The sequence below is a fragment of the Xanthomonas sp. NCPPB 3005 genome (assembly GCF_041228095.2).
In the GTDB taxonomy this organism is placed as follows: domain Bacteria; phylum Pseudomonadota; class Gammaproteobacteria; order Xanthomonadales; family Xanthomonadaceae; genus Xanthomonas_A; species Xanthomonas_A bonasiae.
In genome coordinates this window covers 136,160-159,696 of the sequence record NZ_CP166096.2, presented here as the reverse complement: position 1 = coordinate 159,696, position 23,537 = coordinate 136,160, and the positions used below count along the sequence as shown (strand labels likewise).

At 69.7% G+C, this 23,537-nt stretch carries 22 protein-coding genes; 17 read left to right on the top strand and 5 right to left on the bottom strand.

Features of this window, described 5'->3' with window-relative positions; translation table 11 throughout:
* Positions 1–329: 329 nt before the first annotated feature.
* Entirely contained in the window at positions 330–5,090 is a 4,761-nt protein-coding gene (locus AB8810_RS00760) for a putative Ig domain-containing protein (protein ID WP_369915231.1), read from the bottom strand.
* A gap of 264 nt (positions 5,091–5,354) precedes the next feature.
* On the opposite strand from AB8810_RS00760, the gene AB8810_RS00755 reads away from it, so the two are divergent.
* The 4 genes from AB8810_RS00755 (at position 5,355) to AB8810_RS00740 (ending at position 7,677) form a co-directional block, all read left to right on the top strand.
* The gene (locus AB8810_RS00755) at positions 5,355–5,900 is read left to right on the top strand and encodes a phage tail protein (RefSeq protein WP_206229803.1); all 546 of its coding nucleotides are present in this window, start codon (positions 5,355–5,357) and stop codon (positions 5,898–5,900) included.
* A gap of 72 nt (positions 5,901–5,972) precedes the next feature.
* Positions 5,973–6,500 (top strand): phage tail protein, encoded by a 528-nt coding sequence (locus AB8810_RS00750; RefSeq protein WP_369915230.1) that lies wholly within the window; start codon positions 5,973–5,975, stop codon positions 6,498–6,500.
* A gap of 60 nt (positions 6,501–6,560) precedes the next feature.
* Positions 6,561–7,097 carry a phage tail protein gene (locus AB8810_RS00745; RefSeq protein ID WP_369915229.1) on the top strand — a complete coding sequence of 179 codons (537 nt, stop codon included), beginning with the start codon at positions 6,561–6,563 and terminating at the stop codon, positions 7,095–7,097.
* A gap of 7 nt (positions 7,098–7,104) precedes the next feature.
* Positions 7,105–7,677: an N-acetyltransferase family protein gene (locus AB8810_RS00740; RefSeq protein WP_369915228.1), complete on the top strand. Its 573-nt coding sequence runs from the start codon at positions 7,105–7,107 to the stop codon at positions 7,675–7,677.
* Here the strand turns inward: AB8810_RS00740 and AB8810_RS00735 are convergent.
* The gene (locus AB8810_RS00735) at positions 7,670–7,957 is read right to left on the bottom strand and encodes a hypothetical protein (RefSeq protein WP_179570480.1); all 288 of its coding nucleotides are present in this window, start codon (positions 7,955–7,957) and stop codon (positions 7,670–7,672) included. The genes AB8810_RS00740 and AB8810_RS00735 overlap by 8 nt on opposite strands.
* Positions 7,958–8,362: 405 nt before the next feature.
* Between AB8810_RS00735 and AB8810_RS00730 the strand changes: the two genes are divergently transcribed.
* The 6 genes from AB8810_RS00730 (at position 8,363) to AB8810_RS00705 (ending at position 12,585) form a co-directional block, all read left to right on the top strand.
* Positions 8,363–9,154, top strand: a complete 792-nt coding sequence (locus AB8810_RS00730; protein ID WP_179570478.1) for an ABC transporter ATP-binding protein — start codon at positions 8,363–8,365, stop codon at positions 9,152–9,154.
* Positions 9,154–9,903: an MlaE family lipid ABC transporter permease subunit gene (locus tag AB8810_RS00725; RefSeq protein ID WP_003466288.1), complete on the top strand. Its 750-nt coding sequence runs from the start codon at positions 9,154–9,156 to the stop codon at positions 9,901–9,903. The genes AB8810_RS00730 and AB8810_RS00725 overlap by 1 nt, the downstream gene beginning before the upstream one ends.
* A 101-nt stretch (positions 9,904–10,004) precedes the next feature.
* Positions 10,005–10,553, top strand: a complete 549-nt coding sequence (mlaD, locus tag AB8810_RS00720) for an outer membrane lipid asymmetry maintenance protein MlaD (RefSeq protein WP_179570476.1) — start codon at positions 10,005–10,007, stop codon at positions 10,551–10,553.
* Entirely contained in the window at positions 10,550–11,215 is a 666-nt protein-coding gene (locus tag AB8810_RS00715; protein WP_179570475.1) for a phospholipid-binding protein MlaC, read from the top strand. The genes mlaD and AB8810_RS00715 overlap by 4 nt, the downstream gene beginning before the upstream one ends.
* Positions 11,205–11,519 (top strand): lipid asymmetry maintenance protein MlaB, encoded by a 315-nt coding sequence (locus tag AB8810_RS00710; protein WP_179570474.1) that lies wholly within the window; start codon positions 11,205–11,207, stop codon positions 11,517–11,519. Before AB8810_RS00715 ends, AB8810_RS00710 begins: the two co-directional genes overlap by 11 nt.
* 4 nt (positions 11,520–11,523) lie before the next feature.
* A complete protein-coding gene (locus tag AB8810_RS00705; RefSeq protein WP_369915227.1) occupies positions 11,524–12,585 on the top strand; it encodes an MlaA family lipoprotein in 1,062 nt (353 codons plus the stop codon).
* Between the two features lie 1,407 nt (positions 12,586–13,992).
* Here AB8810_RS00705 and AB8810_RS00700 read toward each other — a convergent pair.
* From AB8810_RS00700 to rmuC, 3 genes are all read right to left on the bottom strand, one after another.
* The gene (locus AB8810_RS00700; protein WP_369915226.1) at positions 13,993–14,538 is read right to left on the bottom strand and encodes a glutathione peroxidase; all 546 of its coding nucleotides are present in this window, start codon (positions 14,536–14,538) and stop codon (positions 13,993–13,995) included.
* A gap of 240 nt (positions 14,539–14,778) precedes the next feature.
* Positions 14,779–15,168: a hypothetical protein gene (locus tag AB8810_RS00695; protein WP_369916721.1), complete on the bottom strand. Its 390-nt coding sequence runs from the start codon at positions 15,166–15,168 to the stop codon at positions 14,779–14,781.
* 227 nt (positions 15,169–15,395) lie between these two features.
* Positions 15,396–16,988, bottom strand: coding sequence for a DNA recombination protein RmuC (rmuC, locus tag AB8810_RS00690; protein WP_369915225.1), 1,593 nt, complete (start codon positions 16,986–16,988; stop codon positions 15,396–15,398).
* A gap of 199 nt (positions 16,989–17,187) precedes the next feature.
* Between rmuC and AB8810_RS00685 the strand changes: the two genes are divergently transcribed.
* The 7 genes from AB8810_RS00685 (at position 17,188) to AB8810_RS00655 (ending at position 23,465) form a co-directional block, all read left to right on the top strand.
* Complete coding sequence (locus AB8810_RS00685; protein ID WP_369915224.1) at positions 17,188–17,811, top strand: glutathione S-transferase family protein; 624 nt, start codon at positions 17,188–17,190, stop codon at positions 17,809–17,811.
* A gap of 476 nt (positions 17,812–18,287) precedes the next feature.
* On the top strand, positions 18,288–18,716 hold the full coding sequence (locus AB8810_RS00680) for a hypothetical protein (protein ID WP_369915223.1): 429 nt from the start codon (positions 18,288–18,290) through the stop codon (positions 18,714–18,716).
* Positions 18,716–19,444 carry an MgtC/SapB family protein gene (locus AB8810_RS00675; RefSeq protein ID WP_235049181.1) on the top strand — a complete coding sequence of 243 codons (729 nt, stop codon included), beginning with the start codon at positions 18,716–18,718 and terminating at the stop codon, positions 19,442–19,444. Before AB8810_RS00680 ends, AB8810_RS00675 begins: the two co-directional genes overlap by 1 nt.
* Before the next feature lie 43 nt (positions 19,445–19,487).
* Complete coding sequence (locus AB8810_RS00670) at positions 19,488–20,561, top strand: sensor histidine kinase (protein ID WP_369915222.1); 1,074 nt, start codon at positions 19,488–19,490, stop codon at positions 20,559–20,561.
* A gap of 8 nt (positions 20,562–20,569) precedes the next feature.
* Positions 20,570–21,181, top strand: a complete 612-nt coding sequence (locus AB8810_RS00665) for a response regulator transcription factor (RefSeq protein ID WP_369916720.1) — start codon at positions 20,570–20,572, stop codon at positions 21,179–21,181.
* 146 nt (positions 21,182–21,327) lie between these two features.
* Positions 21,328–22,752: an amino acid permease gene (locus AB8810_RS00660; RefSeq protein WP_191826388.1), complete on the top strand. Its 1,425-nt coding sequence runs from the start codon at positions 21,328–21,330 to the stop codon at positions 22,750–22,752.
* Positions 22,749–23,465, top strand: a complete 717-nt coding sequence (locus AB8810_RS00655; protein WP_369915221.1) for a DUF6882 domain-containing protein — start codon at positions 22,749–22,751, stop codon at positions 23,463–23,465. Before AB8810_RS00660 ends, AB8810_RS00655 begins: the two co-directional genes overlap by 4 nt.
* The last annotated feature ends 72 nt before the right edge of the window (positions 23,466–23,537 follow it).

The following is a 23,537-nucleotide window of genomic DNA, read 5'->3' as shown; positions in this document are numbered from 1 at the left end:
GGACCCTCACCCCAACCCCTCTCCCGGGAGGAGAGGGGCTAGTCGGCTGTTCCCTTCTCCCCTCGGGAGAAGGTGCCCCGAAGGGGCGGATGAGGGTACGGGCGCAGCCTCGTGTACCCAAACTCCGCGAGTCGCTCCGCGCCGGACCCTCACCCCAACCCCTCTCCCGATGGGAGAGGGGCTAGCGCTGTTCCCTTCTCCCCTCGGGAGAAGGTGCCCCGCAGGGGCGGATGAGGGTACGGGCGCAGCCTCGTGCACCCAAACTCCGCGAGTCGCTCCGCGCCGGACCCTCACCCCAACCCCTCTCCCGACGGGAGAGGGGCTATAGGTCAGTACTTCTTCTCGACGTTGAACATCCAGGTCTGGTCGTTGCCGCTGTCGCCGTCGGTGACGCCGCGGTATTCGACGCGGGTGGACAGGCCCTGCTCGGTGGTGAACACCGCGCCCAGCCCCAGCATCAGCCGGTTGCGATCGAACACGCTCAGCCCGGTGCGGTACAGCAGGCCAGCGTCGACGATGTCGGCATAGCTCAGCGTGGCGTCGCCGCGGCCCTGGAAGTCGCGCTGGTATTCCACGCGCAGCTGCGGGGTGAACTGACCCCAGCTCATCTCGCGACGCCACTCCAGGCGCAGGCCGAGGTTGCCGGTGGTGGTGGACACGTCCATGTCCGCGTAATGCAGCGCGTACGGCGCCATCGCCGCTTCGCTGTACGCGTCCAGCGTGGCGCGGGCCATGTCCACGCGGGCATACGGCGTAATCTGCCAATCGCCATGCTGCAGGTCGGCGCCGGTGGATACCGAGCCGATCCACTGGCTGCCGTCGCGGCGGCCTTCGGCCAGTTCGCCGTTGCCGGTCACGTAGCGGCGCAGGTCGTAGGACAGCAGCTGGTAGCCGACCAACGTGTCGAAGAAGAAATGCCGGCCCGGGTGGAAGCTGGCGTACAGCGCCAGCGTGTACGCGGTGGCCTTGCTGCGGCTGCCGTTGTTGCCGACGTCGCTGTCGTCGCGGCCCCAGCCCACGCCCGCACCCAGCGCCAACGCATCCGACGCACGATAGTCGGCGCCCATGCTCAGGCCGTCGGTCTGGAAGTCCACGCCGGCACGCTGGCTCTTCTTGTCCAGGCTGCCGGAGCGGATCGCACCGCCCATCCACACGCCGAGTTCGCCGTTGACCGCGGTCTTGCCGGTCGACGGCGGCGCCGCCGCATCGCCGGTGTCGGTATCCGCATCCCAGGTCGGCTGGCTGCACGGCTGTGCGCCCATACCACGCTCGGCTTCGCGGCAATGCGACCGCGAGGTGGACTGGAAGCTCAGGTTGTTGTCGAAGCCGCGATCGCCGCGATGGGTCGCCTCCAGCCGGCGCTGGAAGTTGTCGATCTGCGCCTTGGCGAAGCGCCGGGTCGATTCGGCCTGCGCATCGATCAGGCCGCGCACTTCCGCATCCAGGCTCGGATCCGGACGCGGCGCGACCACGAACACGATGGCCGCTTCGGCCGACGTCGCGTAGGCGTTGGACAGGGTGAAGCGCACCGTCGCCTGGCCGGAGAACGCCGGGTTCGGGGTGAAGGTCATCACGAAGCTGGGGCCATCGGCCGCCGCCGCGGTCGGAACGCCCGCCGCCGCCGCGCCGCCGCTGCGGGTGATGGTCGCGCTACCGGCATTGGCCGGCATGATCGCCACCAGCGCGGCGGCCACGAATGGCCCGCCGGTCGCGTTGCGGGTCAGGTCGACCGCTTGCGCTTCGCCGGGTACCGCCTGCGCCGTCGCCGAGACCGCAACCGGGCGCGCATTGACGGTGATGGTGACCGAGGCCGGCGCCGACGTGCCGCCGGCGCCGGTGGCGGTATAGCTCAGGGTGTCGGCGCCGACATAGCCGGCCGCCGGCGTGTAGACCAACTGCACGCCACTGACCACCGCGGTGCCGTGGGTCGGCGCGGTGGTCACCGCGATCGTGTCGATGCTGCCGGTGTCGTTGCCGGTCACCGCCAGCGTCAGCGCGGTATCGACCAGCGTACCGCCAGTGTCGTTCACCGCCACCGGTGCCGGCACCGCCGCAGCGATCGCCAGGGTGTAGGCCTGCGCGGCGCCGAAGCCATGCGCGTCGGTCGCGCTGACGGTGAAGGCGGCGTTGCCGGCGGCGGTCGGCGTGCCCGCGAGCACGCCGGCGGCGGTCAGGGTGAGGCCGGCCGGCAGCGTGCCGGCGCTGACGCTGTAGCTGTACGGCGCAGTGCCGCCACTGGCGCTCAGGGTCTGGCTGTAGCCGGTGCCCACCGTGCCAGCGGCCAGCGTCGGCGGCGCGATGACCAGCGTCGGCGAGGCGATGCTCAAGGTGTAGGCGTAGCTCACCTGCGCGGCCACGCCGGCCGTGCTGTCGGTCGCGGTCACGGTGAACGCGAAGCTGCCGGCCACGGTCGGGGTGCCGGACAGCGCGCCGCCCGTGGTCAGGGTCAACCCGGCCGGCAACGCGCCGGCGCTGACGACGAAGGTGTACGGCGCGGTGCCGCCGCTGGCGCTCAGCGTCTGGCTGTAGGCGCTGCCGGCGGTACCGGCCGGCAGTGTCGGCGGCGCGATGGTCAGCGTCGGCGAGGCGATCGACAACGTATAGGCCTGCGCGGCGCCGAAGCCGTGCGCGTCGGTGACGCTGACGGTGAAGGCGAAGTTGCCGGCCACGGTCGGGGTGCCGGACAGCACGCCGCCCGTGGTCAGGGTCAGGCCCGTCGGCGCTACACCGGCGCTGATCACGTAGCCGTACGGCGCGGTGCCGCCGCTGGTGCTCAGGGTCTGGCTGTAGGCCGTGCCGATGGCGCCGGCCGGCAAGGTCGGCGGCGCGATGGCCAGCGTCGGCGACACGATGCTCAGGCTGTAGCTCTGGCTCGCCTGCCCGGCGGTGCCGGTAGTGCTGTCGGTCGCGGTCAGGCTGAAGTTGAAATTGCCGGCCACGGTGGGCGTGCCGCTGAGCGCACCGGTCGCGCTGTTGACGGTGACGCCGGCCGGCAACGCGCCGGCGCTGAGCGTGTAGGTGTACGGCGCGATGCCGCCGGTCGCCGGGTTGATCGCGGCCGTATACGCCTGGCCGGCGGTGCCGCCCGCCAGGGTGGTGGCCGGCAGGGTGATCGTCGGGCTGGCCACGGTCAGCGTGTAGGCGCGGCTGCCGCTGGTGGGGCTGCCGCCGCTGTCGGTGGCGGTCGCGGTGAAGTTGAAGCTGCCGCTGGACGTCGGGGTGCCGGATAGCACGCCGCCCGGGCTCAACTGCACTCCGACCGGCAACGTACCGGCGCTGACGGCGAAGCTGTACGGCGCAGTGCCGCCGCTGGCGCTCAGGGTCTGGCTGTAGGCGCTGCCTGCGGTCGCCGCCGGCAGCGATGCCGGACTGACCGTCACCACCGCATCGTCGTTGAGGATGGTGCCGGTGCCGGTGGCGCGGGCGATGCTCGCGTTGCTGGCGCCGGACAGGCCGACGTTGAAGGTTTCGTTGGGTTCGACCGCGGTGTCGCCGTTGACGGTGATGGCCACGCCCTGCGCGGTGACGCCCGGCGCGAAGGTCAGCGTGCCGGAGCGCGCGACGTAGTCGCTGCCCGCGGTGGCGGTACCGTCGGCGGTGGCGAAGTTGACCGAGACGGTCTGGCCGCTGGCCGCGCTCAGGCTCACCGTGAAGGTGGCGGTGGTGGTGCCGCTGTTGCCTTCGTTCACGCTGACGTCGTCGATCGACAGCGACGGCTGCGCATCGTCGTTGACGATCGTGCCCTGGCCCTGCGCATCGGCGACGGTGGCGCCGGTGACGTTGCTGACGTTGACGAAGAAGGTCTCGCTCGGTTCGTTGAGCGTGTCGCCGTTGACCAGCACGGTGAAGGTGGCGCTGCTGCTGCCGGCGGGGATGGTCTGCCCGGTCAGGCTGGCGGCGACGTAGTCCACGCCCGCGGTGGCGGTGCCGTCGGCGGTGGCGATGTCGAAGCTGACGCCGCCGGCGCCAGCCGGCTGGTCGAGCGAGACGGTGAAGGTGGCATTGGTGGTGCCGGCATTGCCCTCGTTCACCGACACGTTGTTGATGTTCAGCACAGGCTGATCGTCGTTGGTGATGGTGCCAGTGGCACTGGACGGCGAACCGACCGTGTAACCGGTTCCGGCATTGAGGCTGATCACTACCGTCTCGTCGGGTTCGACGGTGGTGTCGAGGGTGGGATTGATGGTGATGGTGCCGCTGGTCTGGCCGGCGGCGATCACCAGCGGCGAACTCACGGCCGCGTAGTCGGTACCCGAGGTGGCGGTGCCGCCGACGCTGAAGGCGACCGACACCGCGCTCTGCGCGGCCTGGTCGAGGCTGACGGTGTAGGTGAGATTGGTGGCGCCGTCCTCGGATACGCTGGAGGGGGACACCGTGATCGACGCGGTGGGCAGGTCGTCGTTGAGGATGGTCGCGGTCGCGCTGGACGGATTGCCGATGCCATAACCGCTGCCGCTGGCCACATTGAACACGACCGTCTCGTCGGCCTCCACCGTGGTGTCGGCGACCGGGGTGACATTGAAGCTGACCGAAGCGGTATTGGCGGGGACCACGACGCTGGTCACCGCACCCGTGTAGTCGGTGCCGCTGGTGGCGGTGCCGCTGCGGGTTAGGTTCACCGTGGTCGCCGAGCTGCTGGTCTGGCTCAGGGTCACCGTGTAGGTGAAGACGGTGCCGCTGTCTTCATTGGCGCTGGACGGCGAAACCGCGATGCTGGCGCTGATCGCAGGATTGATGGTGATGTTGAAGACGACCTGGTTGTTGTCCTCGTCCAGCAGGTAGAACGAGTCCGAGGTCGCACCGTCGCCATTGTTGGTATAGGTCACCGTTTGCGTGCCCGGACCAGACTGTCCGCTGAGGACGTAGCTGCCATGCGCAGGCGGCACGCCGTCATCGGTCATACCGGTATTGGAAGGACCGTCGCAGTCGCTGACATCGAAGGTCACCGAGCTACCGGAGTTGATGGTGGCGCTTTTAGGGCTTGTGCAATAGGCCGCCAGCGCGACGTGAGATGTCGCCAGCAGCAACAACCCCAGCATCCAACGCAACAGCGGGCGCACGCCGCCCAACGCGGTGCAATTCGTAGACATATTTCGATTCCCCCAAAACGCGCCACCCCATGGGCGCTGGCAGCCATCCTGGTGCCTCGGACGACGCGGAATATCGATCCAGCAAGGATCGGCACGCGCGTTGCGCGGCTATTGAAACAACAAGCGATCCGCCACGTAAAGCAACAAATGCGTCATGTCTGTCTGGTTCAGCGAAATCGTCGCTTGCATGTCGCCAGCGTCGTGCTTAAGTATTCTCGCGTCAGACACGAGGTCTGGCGTTACCAACTCCGGGGGGAGATCCGCATGAGCGAGTTCTTCATCGGTCAGATCATGCTGACCGGTTTCGCGTTTGCGCCGAAGTATTTTGCGCAGTGCAACGGGCAATTGCTGCCGATCAATCAGAACCAGGCCCTGTTCAGTCTGCTCAGCACGCGCTTCGGCGGCGACGGCAAGACCAATTTCGCATTGCCGGACATGCGCGGGCGCACACCGATGGGCTACGGGCCCTCGGCCGATCCGAGTTGGCAGCCGCCTGCAATGCCGATGGGCCAGGCCGCCGGTGCGGAGACGGTAACGCTGGTGGTCGACAACCTTCCCGCGCATACCCATCTGATGGATTGCAGCAGCGCCAATGGCGACAACCGCACGCCGACCGGCCGCCTGTTCGCGAACAACAGCATGAATACCGGGACCCCGCATGCGTTGTATGCCGCGCCCGGCGCAATGGTGCCGCTGTCGCAGTCCACGGTCGCCAACAGCGGCGGCAGCCAGGCGCATCCGAACCTGCAGCCGTACACCACGATCAATTTCTGCATCGCGCTGTCCGGCATCTTCCCTTCGCGCAGCTAGGCGCATCCGCATCCGGGCGCGCGCAGCGCACGCAGCCTTGCGCATGGCGCCTCATCGACCAGGAAGAATTTCATGGGCACTCCCTTCATCGGCGAAATCCGCATGTTCGGCTTCGGCCGCACTCCCCAGGGCTGGCAGGCATGCGACGGCTCGCTGTTGCAGATCTCCGAATACGAACCGTTGTACGTCCTGCTCGGCACCGTTTACGGCGGCAACGGCACCAGCACGTTCGGCGTGCCTGATCTGCGCGGCCGCTTGCCGATCCACCAGGGCCAGGGACCGGGCCTGAGCAACTACTTACTCGCCCAGCGCGCCGGCACCGAGACGGTGACGTTGACCGACCTGCAGATGCCGGCGCACACGCACACCGCCCAGGCCACCACCGCGGCAGCGACCGCCACCGCGCCAGCCGGTCTGCTGCCGGGCACGGTCAACGGCAGCCTGTTCTACGCAAGCGACACCACCGGCTCCACCACGCTGGCAATGTCCGGGCAGAGCACCTCGTTCACCGGCGGCAACCAGCCGCACGACAACATCATGCCGACGCTGACGGTGCAGTACTGCATCGCCACCACCGGCATCTTCCCGCAACAGGCCTGACCCCCTGCGCCGCGCCGACATGGCTGCGGCACGCATCCGCTCCATCGGAGGAATCCGCTCATGACCGAACCCTATATCGGCGAAATCCAGCTGTTCGGCTTCGACTACAACCCCTACGGCTGGGCGTTCTGCAATGGCGCCACGCTACCGATCACGCAGAACACCACGCTGTACTCCCTGCTCGGCGTGGCCTATGGCGGCAACGGCAGCAGCACCTTCCAGTTGCCCAACTTCTCCGCGCGCGCCGGCTGCCAGCAGGGCGCTGGGCCGGGGCTGACCCCGCACACGCTGGGCAGCAACTTCGGCTCCGCCTCGGAAAGCCTGCTGAGCACGCAGATCCCGCTACACCAGCACGGCGTCAACGCGTTCTCGCAACCGGACGCGACCAAGAAGACCGGCACACCGGCCAACGGTGTCGCCCTCTCATCACTGAACGTGAATACCGAGCGTCCGTTCCTGGCGGTCGCGCCGGACAAGCAATTTTCCCCGGCCATGCTGTTGCCCACCGGCACCGGCCAGGCGCACGAAAACCGGCAGCCGTATCTGGCAGTGAACTTCTGCATCGCGCTGCAGGGCAACTACCCCGCGTTCAACTGAGCAGCTGATGAGCGCTAGCGCCGCCGCGCAGGCGCGGGACTTTCCGGACCGCGCTGTTTCCTTCGCCCCGTCGGCGGCGTTGCAAGCGCGTGGCCTCGGTCTGCGACCGGCGCGGGCGGCGGACCTGCCCTGGCTGCGCGACCTGTACGCCAGCACCCGCAGCGCGGAGCTGGCGGCAGTGCCATGGCCGGAAACGGCCAAGCGCGCATTCCTCGACCAGCAGTTCGCGCTGCAGCACGCGCACTACCTGCGCCACTTCGCCGACGCCGACTTCCTGATCGTGGAAACCGCGCAGGCGCCGCTGGGCCGGCTCTACCTGCAGCGCGGCGCGGCGCAACACGTGCTGGTCGACATCAGCCTGTTGCCGGCCTGCCGCGGGCAAGGCGTGGGCACGGCGCTGATCGCGCAGGCGCAAGCGCTGGCGGCCGCGGCCGGATGCGCGCTGTCGCTGCACGTGCTGCATGCCAATCCCGACGCGCAGCGCCTGTATGCGCGACTGGGCTTCGTCGCCGGCGACGCCAGCGACACCCACCTGGAGATGCATTGGCGCGCCGCCTGCGCGGCGCCGGCGCTCAGTTGAAGACCGCCTGGTACAGGAAGCCGTCGCGTTCGCGCGCCACCGGCACCAGGAAGATCCCCAGTTCGCCCAGCCGCGCGTGCCGCATCCGGTAGGTCTGCTGCGGGAACAGGAACGAGGAGGTATTGCGGAACAGCAGCGAGAACGGCGCGCGCGGCGCGGCCGTCTTGATCGGCAGGGGCCGGGCTTCGACCAGCACGAACGAAATCTCGCCCTCGTTCAACTCCGCCGCGAAGGTCTCGTTCACGCTCCCGGCGAAATGTTCCAACGTCAGCAATTCCATGCACGACTCCCTGTCGCGGCGCCATCGCCGCCCTGCATCGTGGCGCGACCCGGCACTGCGCACAAGACCGGCACCGCGACGGCCCCCGGATCCAGCGATTCGGCGATGGAGGCGGCCTCGCTTGAGCGGCACCGGACCGCGCGCAGCGGCGGCGGCGACGGCCATGCGGTTCCTGCCGCGACGCGGGATCGCAAGGCCTGCGGACACCCGCGGCGGAGCCGCCGGCGCTGTGTCACCCGCACCGGCAAACCGGACAGCCCCAGGCCCAATACACGCTGTTGCATGTACGGCATCCCCGGACCACGCGCACACGGGCTTCACGGATGCGACAATACTGCACGGCCCAGTTCGGTTAAGTTCAGCGGACTGGTTCAATCCTGTGTTGATTTTTCGTTAAAGGCCGCGATGGCGTCTTCCGAATCCAATGTGGTGCAGCTGTCGGGCGTGCGCATCGACCGTGGCGGCCGCGCGATCCTGCGCGATGTCTCGCTGGCGGTGCCGCGCGGCAGCATCACCGCCGTGCTCGGCCCGTCGGGCAGCGGCAAGTCGACCCTGTTGGCGGCGCTGACCGGCGAGCTGGTGCCGGTCGCAGGCACGGTCGAGGTCTTCGGCCAGCCCTTGCCGCGCGGCAGCCGCGCGCTGCGCGAGACGCGCAAGAGCATCGGCGTGCTGCTGCAGGGCAACGGCCTGCTCACCGACCTGAGCGTGGCCGAGAACGTGGCGCTGCCGCTGCGCGCCCACACCCGCTTGCCCGAGCCGGTGCTGCAACGGCTGGTGGCGCTGAAGCTGCATGCAGTGGGCCTGCTCGCCGCCGCCGACGCCTGGCCGCGCGAGCTGTCCGGCGGCATGGCGCGGCGCGTGGCGCTGGCCCGCGCGCTGGCCCTGGACCCGCCGCTGATGATCTACGACGAACCGCTGACCGGCCTGGACCCGATCGCCTCCGGGGTGATCATGAGCCTGATCCAGCGCCTCAACGACACCCTGGGCCTGACCAGCATCATCGTCAGCCACCACGTCCACGAGACCCTGCCGATCTGCGACCAGGCGGTGGCCATCGCCAATGGCGGCGTGGTCTTCGCCGGCACCCCGGACGCGTTGCAGGCCAGCGCCGATCCGCTGCTGCAGCAGTTCCTGCACGGCCGCCCGGACGGCCCGATCCCGTTCGATGCGCCGGCGCGCCCGCGGAGTGCCGCCTGATGGGCGCCGTCGCCTCGATCCGTGCGCTGGGCCGCGCCGGGCTGTTCTCGATCACCGTGCTGCGCGGTTCGCTGCCGACCCGCGATTTCCTGGCCGAACTGGTCCGCGAGATCTACAAGGTCGGCGCGCGCTCGCTGCCGATCATCGCCGTCGGCGGCGCCTTCGTCGGCCTGGTGCTGACCCTGCAGGGCTACCGCACGCTGCAGACCTACGGCGCCTCCGATGCGCTGTCCACGCTGCTGGGGCTGTCGCTGTACCGCGAACTGGCGCCGGTGCTGACCGCGCTGCTGTTCATCGGCCGCGCCGGCAGCTCGATCGCCGCCGAACTGGGGCTGATGCGCGCCACCGATCAGATCAAGGCGCTGGAGCTGATGGCGATCGACCCGGTGGCCAAGGCGGTGGCGCCGCGCTTCTGGGCGGCGGTGCTGACCGTGCCGCTGCTGACCGGCATCTTCTGCTCGCTGGCGATCAGCGCCAGTTACTTCGAAGCGGTGCACGTGCTGGGCCTGGACAAGGGCACGTTCTGGTCGGCGCTGTCGAGCAGCGTGGATTTCTGGGACGACTTCGGCGTGGCGATGCTGAAGTCGGCGGTGTTCGGCGGCACCGCGGCGCTGGTGGCCTCGTATGTGGGCTTCCACGCCGAGCCGACCATCGAGGGCACCTCGGTGGCCACCACCCGCGCGGTGGTGAACGCCTCGCTGCTGGTGCTGATGTTCAATTTCGTCCTGTCGGCGCTGCTGTTCCAGTAAGGGACCGCGCGCCACCGTCCGCCCTCGCCGGCGGGCGCTTGCGCAACACCGGCCGCGGCACTGTCGCCGCGGCCCAGATGAATCAACAAGGTAGACACGTTATGGCTATCCGTGGTCCCCGTCTCGAGTTCGCCGTCGGCGCCTTCCTGCTGCTGGGCCTGGCCTCGCTGCTGGTGCTGGCGCTCGCTTCCACCAACCGCCAGTGGGGTTTCGGCGGCGGGCGCTACGAGCTGACCGCCCGTTTCTCGCAGATCGGCCAGCTGCGCCAGCAGGCGCCGGTGAAGATCGGCGGGGTGATCATCGGCCAGGTGGCCAAGATCGAGCTGGACCCGGCCAAGTTCGACTCGGTGGTGACCCTGGCCATCGACGACCGCTACAAGGACCTGCCGGCGGACACCTCGGCCGGGATCCTGACCAGCGGCCTGCTCGGCGAGAGCTATGTCGGCCTGCAGCCCGGCGGCGACCCCGACACGCTCAAGCCCGGCCAGGAGATCGCCTTCACCCAGCCGGCGGTGGACCTGATCCAGCTGGTCGGCAAGTACATGTTCGGCGGCGGCAGCAGCAGCGGCGGTAACGCCGGCGCGACGCCCGCTGCCGCATCCTCCGCGAACACCGCCACTCCCTCTACGGAAACGGAACCCAAGCCATGACCAACAAACTGCTTTCCGCCGCTCTCGCCGCCGCCCTGGCCGTCGCCGCACCCGCCATCGCGCTGGCCCAGGCCGCGCCTGCCGCTGCCGCCGCCCAGCAGGGTTCGGCCAGCAAGGTCGTGCTCGACAACAGCACCCGCATCCTGACCACGCTGGAACAGCGCCGCGCCGAGTTCAAGAACAACAACGCCGCGCTCAAGCAGTTCATCGACAGCGAGATGAACAAGTCCTTCGACCGCGACTACGCCGCGCGCCTGGTGCTCGGCGTGCACGGCCGCGGCGCCTCCGATGCCGACGTCAAGCTGTTCGCCGACGCGATGGCCGACAACCTGATGCAGCGCTACGGCACCTCGCTGCTGACCTTCGAAGGCAAGCCGCAGGTGCGGGTGAAGTCGGAAACCCCGCTGCCGGGCGGCCGCGGCGCCAAGGTCTCCACCGAACTGCTGCGCAGCGGCGGCGACCCGATCCCGGTCGATTACCTGGTGCGCAACGTCGGCGGCAGCTGGAAGATCTTCGACGTGATGGTGGAAGGCGTGTCGTACGTGCAGACCTTCCGCAACCAGTTCGACACGCCGCTGCGCACCAAGTCGATCCCGCAGGTCGCGGCCGATCTGCGCAACGGCGCGCTGCAGGTGGCACCGGCGAGCAACAGTGGCAAGTGAGCCACGCCTGCGTCGCGACGGCGACACGCTCGCGCTGAGCGGCGTGCTCGACCGCGCCGCGGCCACCGCGCTGTGGCCGGCGGCGCTGCCGCTGCTGGCCGGCGCGCGCGCGCTGGACCTGCGCGAGGTGGCGCAGGTGGACAGCGCCGGCCTGGCGCTGCTCGCCGAACTGGCCGCACGCCTGCGTGCGCAGGGCCAGGCCGAGGTCGCCATCCATGGCGCCCCGGCCGGCCTGACCGAATTGAGCGCCGCCTACCGGCTGGCGCCGACCCTGGATTTCCAATCTCCCCTGGCGGCGAGCTGACCCCATGAACGTGCTGCGTATCCTCACTTCCCTGACCCTGGCCGCCGCCCTGGGCGCCTGCGCCGGCGCCCCCAAGCGTTCCCCGCCGCCGCCGGCCGCGACCGCGGTGCAGGCCACGCCGGCCGACGCCGCCGTGGCCGATAGCGGCGCCATGGACGCGGCGCCAGCGGCCGATGCGCAGGCCGCGCCGGCCGCCGTCGCCGGCGACACGCTGGCCGCACCGGCGAGCGTGCCGCCGACCGCTGGCGCAGCCACCACGGCCGAAGACGACTACGCCGCGCTGTACGGCGGCGACCCGTACAACCCGGTGGCCGATCCGACCCTGCCGGCCGGCGTCGCCGTGCCGCAGAGCTACGATCCGTGGGAGAAGTTCAACCGCAAGGTGCACAAGTTCAACAACGTGGTCGACCGCACCGTGGCGCGGCCGCTGGCGCGCGCCTACGTCAACGTGGTGCCGCGGCCGGTGCGGCTGGGCGTCACCAACTTCTTCGACAACCTCAGTTCGCCGCTGACCATGGTCAATCAGTTGCTGCAGGGCCGTCCGCTGCAGGCCGGGCAGACTCTGGGCCGGTTCGTGATGAACAGTACGCTGGGCATCGGCGGCATCTTCGACCCGGCCAGCGACGCCAAGCTGCCGCGGCGCAGCGAGGACTTCGGCCAGACCCTGGGCGCCTGGGGCTGGCGCCGTTCGCGTTACGTGGAGTTGCCGCTGTTCGGGCCGCGCACGGTCCGCGACGTGTTCGGCCTGGCCGGCGACGCGCCGCTGTCGCCGCTGCGGCAGATCGAGGAAGACACGGTGCGCATCGGTCTGCAGGGCCTGCAGTTGGTGGATACGCGCGCGCAGTTGCTGTCGCTGGACAGCATGCGCGACAACGCGCCGGACGAGTACCAGCTGACCCGCGACGCGTGGATGCAGCGCCGTGCCTACCAGATCGAAGGCGACCTGCGCAGCCACAACAAGCGCCAGGACAACGACCTGCCCGACTATCTGCGCGAGGAAGAGACCAATCCGACCGTCCCGGTGGACGCGATGCCGATCCCGGAATGGCGCGGCGGCAGCCGCTGAGTCGCGCCGATTCGGGCGACCCTGAAGAAACCCGGCTTCGGCCGGGTTTTTTGTGGCTGGATTTTTCCTGCCACCGCCAAGGTAGGAACATCACGCTCGCAAGCGGTTATTGGTGCACGCCACGTAGCGCAGCACGCGATGGGCACGACGAATGTCCCGCACCCCAACGTACTTGCTGTTGCTCCTGCTGTTGCTCCTGCTGTTGCTCCTGCTGTTGCTCCTGCTGTTGCTGTTGCTGTTGCTCTGCTTTTGATCTACCGGGTCCCCTCAGCGCGGCAGGTCCGGCGGGCGAATACCCGAAGGGCGGCGCGCAGGATGCGCGACGTTTTTCGTTGGCACATGGGTGAGCCGGATAAAGGCGAAGCACTGCTTCGCCCCGGCGAACGGGCAGGCGCCGCGAGGCGCCTGCCCCGGGCTTGGCCGCGTAGCGGACAAGTGCCATCGAAAAATGCCCGTCGGGCCTGCGGACCTGGAGCGCGCAGCGCGGAAGGCGCGCTGCGGGGGGTGCTTGACCAGCCTTCGGCTGTGGTAAAGCGCCTCTTTTGGTTACTTTTCTTTGCACAAGCAAAGAAAAGTGACCCGCCGTAAGGCGAAAGCTGTTGCTGCTGCTCTTACTGTGCGGTGGAAGAATCCTTGTAGGAGCTGCTTCAGCCGCGACGCCTTCCTGATAGAACCAGTCGCGGCTGAAGCCGCTCCTACAAAAACAAACGCCGAAGCAAAGGCTTCCGCCCTGGGGCGGGTCACTTTTCTTTGCTCGCGCAAAGAAAAGTAACCAAAAGAAAGCGCGCCCTGCCTTGCGCCCTCCGCGCTGCGCGCTCCGGGTCCGCGGATGCACCGGGGATTCGCGGAAGGGGCATCCTGCCCCTGCCGCGAACGGCGCACATCCATGTGCGCCGCCCCTTCGGGGTTTTTCCCCGGTCCATCCGCCGCTGCGGAAGGGAACCCGGCAAGTCAAAAGCAACAGCAACAGCAATAGCCAAAGCAACTGCAACTGCAACTGCAACTGCAAAGGCAGAAGCAAAGACGGCGGCGGCGAAAGTGCCGGCAAGAACCGCAGCAGACTGAGCGCCATCGCGGCGACCATCGGGACGCCTTCGCATCAGATCGCTGGCTGTAATGCCCTGACGGCCGCCGTGAGACGACTCCGAATGCGTTCGGCCTTCCGAAGCGATGAACGCATGGAAGCAGCTCCGACCTCCATCGATCCCGGAGCCGATAACCAGCATCCCTCCTATCGTGCACTCGGCAAGCCAGCCGCGCTCCTGTAGGAGCGGCTTCAGCCGCGACGAACGGAGCCAGGAATCGTTACGCGCTCGGCGAATTGCCGGAGCTGAAGCCCCTCCTGCAGTGCATCCGGATAGCCAGCAGCGCCTGCGGCATCCAGCAGGCTGCGGACACCGCGGGCGTTTAGGCGGCCAGCGCCGCCTCGAGCGCCGTGCGCAGGCGCGGGTCCTCGGCGGTCACGTCCGGGGCGAAGCGGCCCAGCACCTGGCCATCGCGGCCGATCAGGAACTTCTCGAAGTTCCACAGCACGCCCGGCGCCGGATTGGGCTCGATGCCATAGCCGACCAGCTTCTCGCGCATCGGGCCTTCGCCCTCGGTGTGCGGCTGCGCCTGGATCAGCGCGCGGTACAGCGGATGCGTGGCCTCGCCGGTGACCGCGATCTTGGCGAACATCGGGAAGGTCACGTCGTAGGTGAGCTGACAGAACTGCTGGATCTCCGCCTCGCTGCCCGGCTCCTGGCCCTTGAAGTCGTTGGCCGGGAAACCGAGCACGTCCAGTCCGGCGGCGTGCTTTTCGCGGTACAGCGCTTCCAGCCCTTCGTACTGCTTGGTCAGGCCGCACTTGGAGGCGACGTTGACGACCAGCAGCACCTTGCCGCGATGCGCGGCCAGGGATGCGGGCTGGCCATCGATGGTGGTCAACGGGATGTCGTAGATCGATTGGTTCACGTGCAACTCCTGCAGCAAGATGGAGCGCAAGCATAGGCGCCTGGCCGCGCAGCGGCTATCGCGCCGCGGCCTGGGCGTGTGCTTCATCCGGGCAAACCGCGCCGCTCCTGTCCGTGCACGGGGCAGGAGCGCGCGTGCGTCCACGCCGGTCATGACGCTGCCCCGCGCGCAGGAGCGGCCCTGCGGGTTGGTGACGGCAGACCCAGCGCGCCCCGCTCGGCGCTGGAGCGCGCGCCGCCCTCAGTCGATGCAGACCTGCGATCCGCCCACGCCGCCTTGCACGGCCTGCCGGCAGCCGTAGTTCTCGCTGATGTCGCGCTGGCATACGCCCTGCGCGGCGGCGCCGGTGGGCACCGGCGTGACCGCCAGGCAGTCGCCGTGGCACTGGCTCTTGTCGCTGCACGTCTTGCCGGCATCGGCGAACGGGATCACGCACTTGAGCAGTCCGCGCCGGCCGAGCGGGCGCAGGCTGCCGCCCTGTGCCGTGCACGCCGCGGCGTCGGCCGCAGCGGCGCCATCGCCGCCCGCCTGCGGCGCGGATGCCGCGGGGGTCGCCTGCGGGCGTGGACCGCTGCTACAGGCAGCCAGCAACAGGCAGGACAACAGGGGCATGCACCATCGCATCGACATCGGCGTCTCCATTCGGCCAGGTTTCGGCGCGCAGTATCGCAATGCGCCTGTGGCGAGCGGGTGCATGGGCGTGCGCGATCGCGCCGCTTTCTTGTCCTGGCGCGTGAGATCGTCGTCGCCGGTATCGGCGATGGGCAACTCGAAGCAGCGCGCGGCACATAGGCCAGCCGCTGCGCCACGCGCCGCGCCGCGCAGCGCGGCGAGGTGCGTGGCGTGCCCGATACCGGCTATTCCTGCTCGTCGCGCGCCGGATCCTCGTCCGCCTCGGCATCGGCGATGGGCAACTCGAGATCGAGCAACGGCGTGAACTGCGCATCGGCCAGCGTCTCCACCCCGCGCAGGCGGCGCTCGATGGTGCGGGTCTTGCGGCTGGCATCGCCCAGGCTCTTGCCGACGGTGCTGATCTGCTTCTCGGCCTTTTCCAGGATGCCGGCGAACTTGCCGAACTCGCTCTTGACCGCGGCCAGCACGCCCCACACTTCGCTGGAGCGCTTCTCGATGGCCAGCGTGCGGAAACCCATCTGCAGGCTGTTGAGCAGCGCGGTGACGGTGGTGGGACCGGCGATGACGATGCGGTGCTCGCGCTGCAGCAGGTCGGCCAGGCCCGGCCGGCGCAGGGTTTCGGCGTACAGGCCCTCGGTGGGCAGGAACATCACCGCGAAATCGGTGGTGTGCGGCGGCGCGATGTACTTGTCGCTGATCGACTTGGCCTGCACCCGGATCGCGCGCTCCAGCTGCGCGCCCATCGCCAGCACCTGGTCCGCATCGCCCTGTTCCTGCGCGTCGAGCAGCCGCTCGTAGTCCTCGCGCGGGAACTTGGCATCGATCGGCAGCCATACCGGCGTGTCCTCGTGGCCGCGGCCGGGCAGGCGCACCGCGAAATCGACCGCCTCGTTGCGCTCCGGGCGCACCCGCACGCCGCGCGCGTACTGCTCCTGGGTCAGGGTCTGCTCGAGGATGTTCTCCAGCTGCACTTCGCCCCAGCCGCCACGGTTCTTGACGTTGCTCAGCACGCGCTTGAGATCGCCGACGCCGGTGGCCAGCTGCTGCATCTCGCCCAGCCCGCGCTGGACCTGCTCGAGCCGTTCGGAGACCAGCTTGAACGAGGCGTCCAGGCGCGTGTTGAGGGTGGTCTGCAGCTTCTCGTCGACGGTGCCGCGCATCTGCTCGAGCTTGGCCGCGTTGTCGGCCTGCAGTTCCTTCAAGCGCTCTTCCAGGGTGCTGCGCATCTCGCCGATGCGCTGCTCGTTGCGCTGGATCAGTTCGTTGAGCCGCTGGCCGAGCGTGTCGGCGAAGCGCTGCTGCGACTCGGCGCCTTCCAGGCGGCCCTTGCGCGCGTCCTCGACCAGGGTCTCGCGCAGCGCGGCCAGGTGCGCGTCGATGCGCGCGATCAGCTCGCTCTGCTGCTGGCCGAACTGCAGCATGCGCGCGTCCTGCTGCTGGCCGAAGGCGTCGAGCTGGCTGCGCATTTCGACCAGGCGCTGGTTGAGCAGTTCGGCCACGCGTTGCTGCGCCTCGCCGGCCTCGACCCGGCCGCGGCGGGCGTCTTCGGTCAGCGCCTCGCGCAGCAGGTCCAGGCGCTGGTCGGTGCGGGTGGACAGGTCGGCGAGATGGCGGGCGAAGCCTTCGCTGCGCGCATCCTGCTGCCGCGCCAGGCTGTCGAGCTGCTCGCGCAGTTCGCCGCGGCCGCCGCGCTGTTCCTCGCGCAGGGCCTGCTCCAGCGCCGTGTGATTGGTCCGGCGCAGCAACAACGCCAGCAGCAGCACGAGCACGGCGCACAGCAGGCCGGCCAGGATCAGGAAATGGGGATCGGTTTGCATGCCGCCAGTGTAGCCGGCCGCGTCTCAGGCGCTGCGCCATGCGGCGACCTTCGCACTGCCGTGCCTGCGCGGAGGGCCTGCCGATGGTGCAAGCCAGGCGCGCCACGGTCCGCGCCATCCCGGCGACCGCGCTGCGGCTGCATTGCACAGGGCGACGTACTGATGCAGGCTCGATCGCTCCAATCTGGCCCGGATTTCCATGCTCACCCTCTACGGCAAATCGTCCTCGATCAACGTGCGCAAGGTGCTGTGGCTGTGCGCGGAACTGGATCTGCAGATCGAGCAGCTGCCCTACGGTACCGGCTTCGCCGCGGTGGACACGCCGGCGTTCCGCGCATTGAACCCGAACGCGCTGGTGCCGGTGCTGCGCGACGGCGACTTCGTGCTGTGGGAGTCCAACAGCATCTGCCGCTACCTGGCGGCGCGCCAGCAGCGTGCGGACCTGCTGCCGACCGCGCCGCAGGCGCGGGCAACGGTCGAGCAGTGGATGGACTGGCAGGCCACCGAACTCAATAACGCCTGGCGCTACGCGTTCATGGCGCTGGTCCGCGACAGCCCAGCGCATCGCGATGCGCAGGCGCTGGCGCAGGGCATGGCCGGCTGGCACCGGCACATGGGCATTCTCGACGCGCAGCTGCAGCGCACCGGCGCCTATGCGGCGGGCGCGGACTTCACCCTGGCCGACATCGTGCTCGGGCTGTCCACCCAGCGCTGGATGGCCACGCCGATGCAGCGGCCGCCGCTGCCGGCGGTGGCGGCGTACTACGAACGCCTGTCGGCACGCCCGGGCTTTCTGGCGCACGGCCGCAACGGCATGCCGTAGCCGTTCCTCGCGCAGCGCGTGCCGCCGCGGCGCTGCCTTTGCCCATGGCGATACGTTGGTATAGGCGGGCGATGCGCATGGCCATGGAAAAGCGCCGCATGCGCGGTGGCCGTCGCCAGGCCACGTATGCCAAGCTTTGCCGCGTCGCGAAGCTGCAGCTCGGCCACCGCGGCAAGACCTCGTGCGTCCCCACTTTCGCCCGCGTTGGCGGCGTGCGGACGCCGTGTCTTGTCGCAGCGCCAATGCCGCCGCCGCGTCCACGCCCGCAACGCCTGCGTCCGCCGCCGACGCCGCAACCGCGCACGTCCGCCCTCATCAGGAGACCGCCATGGACCCCGACCCGCATCCGCGTGGCGCCATCGCCACGCTCCCGCCTGCGCTGTCCTTTTCCCGCTTGCCCGGTCCCGCCCCGGAGACGTCCGCCCATCCGCAAGGGTGAGGCGTCCCTTCCGGCAGCGCGCCGGAAGGAGGTTCTCATGCTGCTGTACACGTCCCGTTTCCAACGCACCCTGCACCGCGCCCTGCGCGCCGCGGTGGCCATGCACCGCGCCGATATCCTGTGCCAGCTGCTCGCCGCCCATGGCGTGCGCGCGTTTGCCAAGGCCTTGTCCGGCTTCCCCGGGCGCGTGCTCGCCGATGCGCTGTCGCTGCTGCCCGGCGAGGACCGCATCCGCGTGCTGGTGCGGCTGTCGCGGTCGGCGCGGCGGCGCCTGCGCCAGCCCGGTCCCGCCATGGCGGGGCTGCCGGGCTGGCGGCAGCGGGCGCTGGGCTGGTGGTCGGATTCGGCGGCGGCGCTGCGACGCGCGATTGCCACGCATCTGCCGCATCATGCCCGGTCCCTGTCGCCCGACATCTCCGCAGGCATTGCCATGCCCCATCCGCTCCGCCACCGGTCGCCACGCTGATGGAAGCGCTGCGCCTGTTCAATCTCGCCTCGCTGCTCGACACCCTGGTGAGCCTGTCCACCGCCTTCGCGCTGGGCGCGGTCATCGGCTTCGAGCGGCAGGTGCGGCAGCGCACCGCCGGCCTGCGCACCAATACCCTGGTCGCGGTCGGCGCGGCCATCTTCGTCTCGCTCGGCGACCGCCTGTTCGAGATCCATGGCGGCACCCAGGGCGCGGTGCAGGTGGTGGCCTACGTGGTCTCCGGCATCGGCTTCCTCGGTGCCGGCGCGATCATGAAGGAAGGCGCCAACGTCACCGGCCTGAACACCGCGGCCACGCTGTGGGGGTCGGGCGCGGTCGGCGCCTGCGCCGGCGCCGGGCTGGTCGCCGAAGCGGTGCTGGCGGCGGTGTTCGTGCTGCTCAGCAACACCTTGCTGCGCCCGGTGGTGAACCGGATCAACCGCCGGCCGCTGGAGGAATCCTCGATCGAGGCGACCTACGTGTTCTACGTGATCTGCGCCCGCGGCGTGCACGGCGAGGTGCGCGAACGGCTGATCGAGCTGCTGGAAGCCGCCCACTACCCGGCCCGCGAGGTGGACCAGCATCCGTTCGGCCAGCACGACGTGGAGATCGCCGCGACGCTGTACGCGACCGCGGTGCGCGCCGAAGAGCTGGATACGGTGATCCAGCACCTGGAAGGCGAACCCGGTGTACAACAGGCGTTCTGGAACGCCGGGGCCGAAGGCTGATCGCTCGGCCCCGCGCCCGCATTCGCCCACCGCCATGACGCCGATGACCCGCTGCTTCACCTCGCCCTCGCCGCATCGCCGCCTGCTCGCGCTGGCGGCGCTGCTGCTGGCGCTGGGCGCGATCTTCGCCGCCGATACGCTGACCGACTACGGGGTGGCCGCCGCGTTGTTCTACACGGTGGTGATCCTGTTCGCGGTGCGGTTGCTCACCCGCACGGGCATGCTGCTGCTCGCGGGCGCCTGCATCGTGCTGATCGTGATCAGCTTCCAGCTCAGCTCCGCCGGCGCGTACCGGGTGGGCGTGATCAACTCGGCGATCAGCATCGTGGTGGTGGCGGTGACCACGTCCATCGCGGTGCAGATGGAGCGCGCCAAGGCGGCCGCGCACGCCGCGCAGGCGCAGCTGCTGCGCCTGGCGCGCGCGCGCAGCCTGGGCAGCCTGACCGCCTCGATCGCGCACGAGGTCAACCAGCCGCTGGCCGCCATCGTCACCAGCGGCAATGCCTGCCAGCGCTGGCTCGGCCAGCAGCCGCCGAACCTGGAGCGGGCGCAGGCGGCATTGCAGCGGATTCTCGACGACGCCAATCGCGCCAGCGAGGTGATCGCGCGGATCCGCAGCCTCAGCAAGGGCGAGGCGCCGCGCAAGAGCGCGTTCGACCTCAACGCCGCGGTGCTGGACGTGCTGGCGCTGTCGCGCGGCGAGCTGGAACGCAACGCCATCGCGGTGCGGGTGGAACTGGCACCGACGCTGCCGCCGGTGCTGGCCGATCGGGTGCAGATCCAGCAGGTGGCGGTGAATCTGTTGTTGAACGCGATGGAGGCGATGGCGCACACGCCGGCCGATGCGCGATCGCTCTGGGTCGGCACCGCGCAGGAGGAGGCGGGTTCGGTGCGGCTGACCGTGGCCGATGCCGGCGTCGGCCTGTCGGCCGAGACGCAGGCGCGCCTGTTCGATGCGTTCTGGACCACCAAGCCCGACGGCATCGGGATCGGCCTGAGCATCAGCCGCAGCATCGTCGAAGCCAGCGGCGGGCGCATCTGGGCCGCGCCGCGCAACCCCTGCGGCGCGGTGTTCGGCGTGTGCCTGCCGATCGCGAAACCAGGAGCACGCCCATGAACCTGCCGCTGTCCGAACAACGCCCGGTGGTGTATCTGATCGACGACGATGCCTCGATCCGCGCGGCGCTGGAAGACCTGTTCGCCTCGGTGGACCTGCAGGTGCACGCGTTCGGGTCCAGCCGCGAGTTCCTGCTGCACGCGCTGGCCGATGCGCCCAGTTGCATGGTGCTGGACATCCGCATGCCCGGGCAGAGCGGCATGGAATTCCACCGGCAGCTGCTGGAGGCCGGGCTGAATCTGCCGACCATCTTCATCACCGGCCACGGCGACATCGCGATGAGCGTGGAAGCGATGAAGAACGGCGCGATCGAATTCCTGACCAAGCCGTTCCGCGACCAGGACCTGCTCGACGCGATCCAGCACGGCATCGCCCGCGACCGCGAGCGCCGCCAGCGCGAGGCGGTGCTGGCCGAGCTGCGCGGCCGCTGGGCGACGCTGACCGCGGGCGAGCAGGAGGTGACCCGGCTGGTGGTGCAGGGGCTGTTGAACAAGCAGGTGGCCGCGCGGCTGCAGCTCAGCGAGATCACGGTGAAGGTGCGGCGCGGCCAGGCGATGCGCAAGATGAAGGCCGGCTCGCTCGCCGAACTGGTGCGGCTGGCCGAGCGGATCGGGTTGTAGCGAGCGCGACGGCGACGGTGGCCGCGCATCGCGATGCCAGCGGCGTTCGCCACCGACCCGCCGGCGGGCAAGGCGGCCGGGCGTAGCATTGCTGCACCGCATTCGGCGACACTCGCGGGCTTGTCCTGTCGCTCCCCGAGGCCCGCATGTCGTTCCTGTTCCGGCGCAAGTCGCTCGATCTGGTCACCGTCCACGAAGCCGGGCGCCGGCTGGTGCCCACGCTGAGCTGGCCGCACCTGGTGGCGCTGGGCATCGGCGCGATCGTCGGCACCGGCATCTACACCCTGATCGGGGTCGGCGCGCACCTGGCCGGGCCGGCGGTGCTGCTGTCGTTCGCGGTGGCCGGGGCGATCTGCGCCTGCGCCGCGCTGGCCTACGCGGAGATGGCGACGCTGATGCCGGCCGCCGGCAGCGCCTACACCTACAGCTACATCGCGCTGGGCGAGAGCATCGCCTGGGTGGTCGGCTGGAGCCTGATCCTGGAGTACTCGCTGGTGGTCAGCACGGTGGCGGTGGGCTGGTCGGGCTATGCGGTCGGCTTCCTCAAGGGCCTAGGCGTGGACCTGCCGCTGTGGCTGACCGCCGGGCCGCACGCTGGCGGCGTGGTCAACCTGCCAGCGGTGCTGATCACCTTTGTGGTCGCCGGCATGCTGATGCTCGGCACCCAGGCCAGCGCCACGGTCAACGCGGTGCTGGTGGCGGTGAAGATCGTCGCCCTGACCGTGTTCGTGGTGATCGCGCTGCCGCATTTCGACAGCGCGCGGATGGAGCCGTTCATGCCGTTCGGCTTCGCCAAATCGATGGGCGCCGACGGCGTCGAGCGCGGGGTGATGGCGGCCGCGGCGATCATCTTCTTCGCCTTCTACGGCTTCGACGCGATCTCCACCGCGGCCGAGGAAACCAAGAAGCCCGAGCGCGACCTGGCAATCGGCATCCTCGGCTCGATGGTCGGCTGCACCCTGATCTACGTGCTGGTGGCGCTGTCCGCGGTCGGCGCGATGAGCTACACGGTGTTCGGCCAGAGCGCCGAACCGCTGGCGCTGATCCTGCGCGAACTCGGCCAGGGCAAGGCGGCGACGCTGATCGCCGCGGCCGCGGTGATCGCATTGCCGACGGTGCTGCTGGCGTTCCTGTACGGGCAGAGCCGGATCTTCTTCGTGATGTCGCGCGACGGGCTGCTGCCGCGCGGCCTGTCCAAGGTCAGCGCGCGCACCGGCACGCCGGTGGCGACCACGCTGTTCACCGCGATTTTGGTCGCGGCGCTGGCCGGCGTGGCGCGGCTGGACGAGATCGCCGCGCTGGCCAACGCCGGCACCCTGGCCGCGTTCATCGCGGTGGCCGCGTGCCTGCTGGTGCTGCGCGTGCGCGAGCCCGACCGGGTGCGCAAGTTCCGCACGCCGCTGGCGTGGGTGGTGGCACCGCTGGCGATCGGCGGCTGCCTGTACCTGTTCTGGAGCCTGCCGCACACCACGCAGAAGTGGTTCGCGTTGTGGAACGGGATCGGCGTGGTCGCCTACCTGCTCTACGGGCGCCGTCACAGCCTGTTGCAGCGCGGGGAACCGCGACCGTGACGCCGGCCTTCCAGGCCCTGCTGGCGCGCCATATCGGCAGCGCCTTCGCCCGGCAGATGGCGCTGGCCGACCTGCTCGGCGAACGCGGCTGGCGCCTGGATCTGGCCGAGGGCATTGCGCACTTCGGCGACGACCTGCACTTCCCGGTGCAGCTGCTGGGCAGCGCCGCCGAGGACAGCGCCAGTTGGCTGTGGGCCTGGGCCAACACCGCCAGCAACCTGCCGGAGAACCTGCTGGTCGCGGCGAACGCGCTGCGCGAGCGTGGCGAGCGCGACGGTCCGGCCGAACTGGCCACGGCGTCGCTGCCGCTGGACGACGAAGGCCATACGATTGCCCTGCTCGCCGCCGCGCTGAGCGCGCGTTGCTACTACCGTGGCCCGTACCGCGGCGGTGCGCTGTTCTTCCTGCTCGACGACGTCCCCGCCGCGGTGTTCGCGCCGTGCGACGATCCGCGCGTACTCCGCCTGCTCGGACAATTGGTCGCGCAGTTCCCGCTCGACCACCGCGCGATGACCGAAGGCTTCCTCGACGACCAGGGCTATGCGCTGCAGCGCGAACCCGGGCAGACCGTCGCCACGCGCGGCGGCAGCCGGATCACGCTTGGCTTCGATGCGCTGGATCGCCTGACCCAATTGCAAGGCAGCCTCGCCCCGCCATCAACCCCCACGGCGGCGAGCAAGCCGGCGCCGAAATGGCAGTTCTGGAAAAAATAACGACCGCCACGCATCGCCCCTCTCCCCTCGGGAGAGGGGTTGGGGTGAGGGTCCGGCGCGAAAGCGTCTCGC

What these genes read in the sequence shown, in the direction of transcription:
- AB8810_RS00760 (WP_369915231.1), bottom strand. Translation starts at nt 5,090, where the DNA reads ATGTCTACGAATTGCACCGCGTTGGGCGGCGTGCGCCCGCTGTTGCGT.
- AB8810_RS00755 (WP_206229803.1), top strand. Translation starts at nt 5,355, where the DNA reads ATGAGCGAGTTCTTCATCGGTCAGATCATGCTGACCGGTTTCGCGTTT.
- AB8810_RS00750 (WP_369915230.1), top strand. Translation starts at nt 5,973, where the DNA reads ATGGGCACTCCCTTCATCGGCGAAATCCGCATGTTCGGCTTCGGCCGC.
- AB8810_RS00745 (WP_369915229.1), top strand. Translation starts at nt 6,561, where the DNA reads ATGACCGAACCCTATATCGGCGAAATCCAGCTGTTCGGCTTCGACTAC.
- AB8810_RS00740 (WP_369915228.1), top strand. Translation starts at nt 7,105, where the DNA reads ATGAGCGCTAGCGCCGCCGCGCAGGCGCGGGACTTTCCGGACCGCGCT.
- AB8810_RS00735 (WP_179570480.1), bottom strand. Translation starts at nt 7,957, where the DNA reads ATGGAATTGCTGACGTTGGAACATTTCGCCGGGAGCGTGAACGAGACC.
- AB8810_RS00730 (WP_179570478.1), top strand. Translation starts at nt 8,363, where the DNA reads ATGGCGTCTTCCGAATCCAATGTGGTGCAGCTGTCGGGCGTGCGCATC.
- AB8810_RS00725 (WP_003466288.1), top strand. Translation starts at nt 9,154, where the DNA reads ATGGGCGCCGTCGCCTCGATCCGTGCGCTGGGCCGCGCCGGGCTGTTC.
- mlaD (WP_179570476.1), top strand. Translation starts at nt 10,005, where the DNA reads ATGGCTATCCGTGGTCCCCGTCTCGAGTTCGCCGTCGGCGCCTTCCTG.
- AB8810_RS00715 (WP_179570475.1), top strand. Translation starts at nt 10,550, where the DNA reads ATGACCAACAAACTGCTTTCCGCCGCTCTCGCCGCCGCCCTGGCCGTC.
- AB8810_RS00705 (WP_369915227.1), top strand. Translation starts at nt 11,524, where the DNA reads ATGAACGTGCTGCGTATCCTCACTTCCCTGACCCTGGCCGCCGCCCTG.
- AB8810_RS00695 (WP_369916721.1), bottom strand. Translation starts at nt 15,168, where the DNA reads ATGTCGATGCGATGGTGCATGCCCCTGTTGTCCTGCCTGTTGCTGGCT.
- rmuC (WP_369915225.1), bottom strand. Translation starts at nt 16,988, where the DNA reads ATGCAAACCGATCCCCATTTCCTGATCCTGGCCGGCCTGCTGTGCGCC.
- AB8810_RS00685 (WP_369915224.1), top strand. Translation starts at nt 17,188, where the DNA reads ATGCTCACCCTCTACGGCAAATCGTCCTCGATCAACGTGCGCAAGGTG.
- AB8810_RS00680 (WP_369915223.1), top strand. Translation starts at nt 18,288, where the DNA reads ATGCTGCTGTACACGTCCCGTTTCCAACGCACCCTGCACCGCGCCCTG.
- AB8810_RS00675 (WP_235049181.1), top strand. Translation starts at nt 18,716, where the DNA reads ATGGAAGCGCTGCGCCTGTTCAATCTCGCCTCGCTGCTCGACACCCTG.
- AB8810_RS00670 (WP_369915222.1), top strand. Translation starts at nt 19,488, where the DNA reads ATGACCCGCTGCTTCACCTCGCCCTCGCCGCATCGCCGCCTGCTCGCG.
- AB8810_RS00660 (WP_191826388.1), top strand. Translation starts at nt 21,328, where the DNA reads ATGTCGTTCCTGTTCCGGCGCAAGTCGCTCGATCTGGTCACCGTCCAC.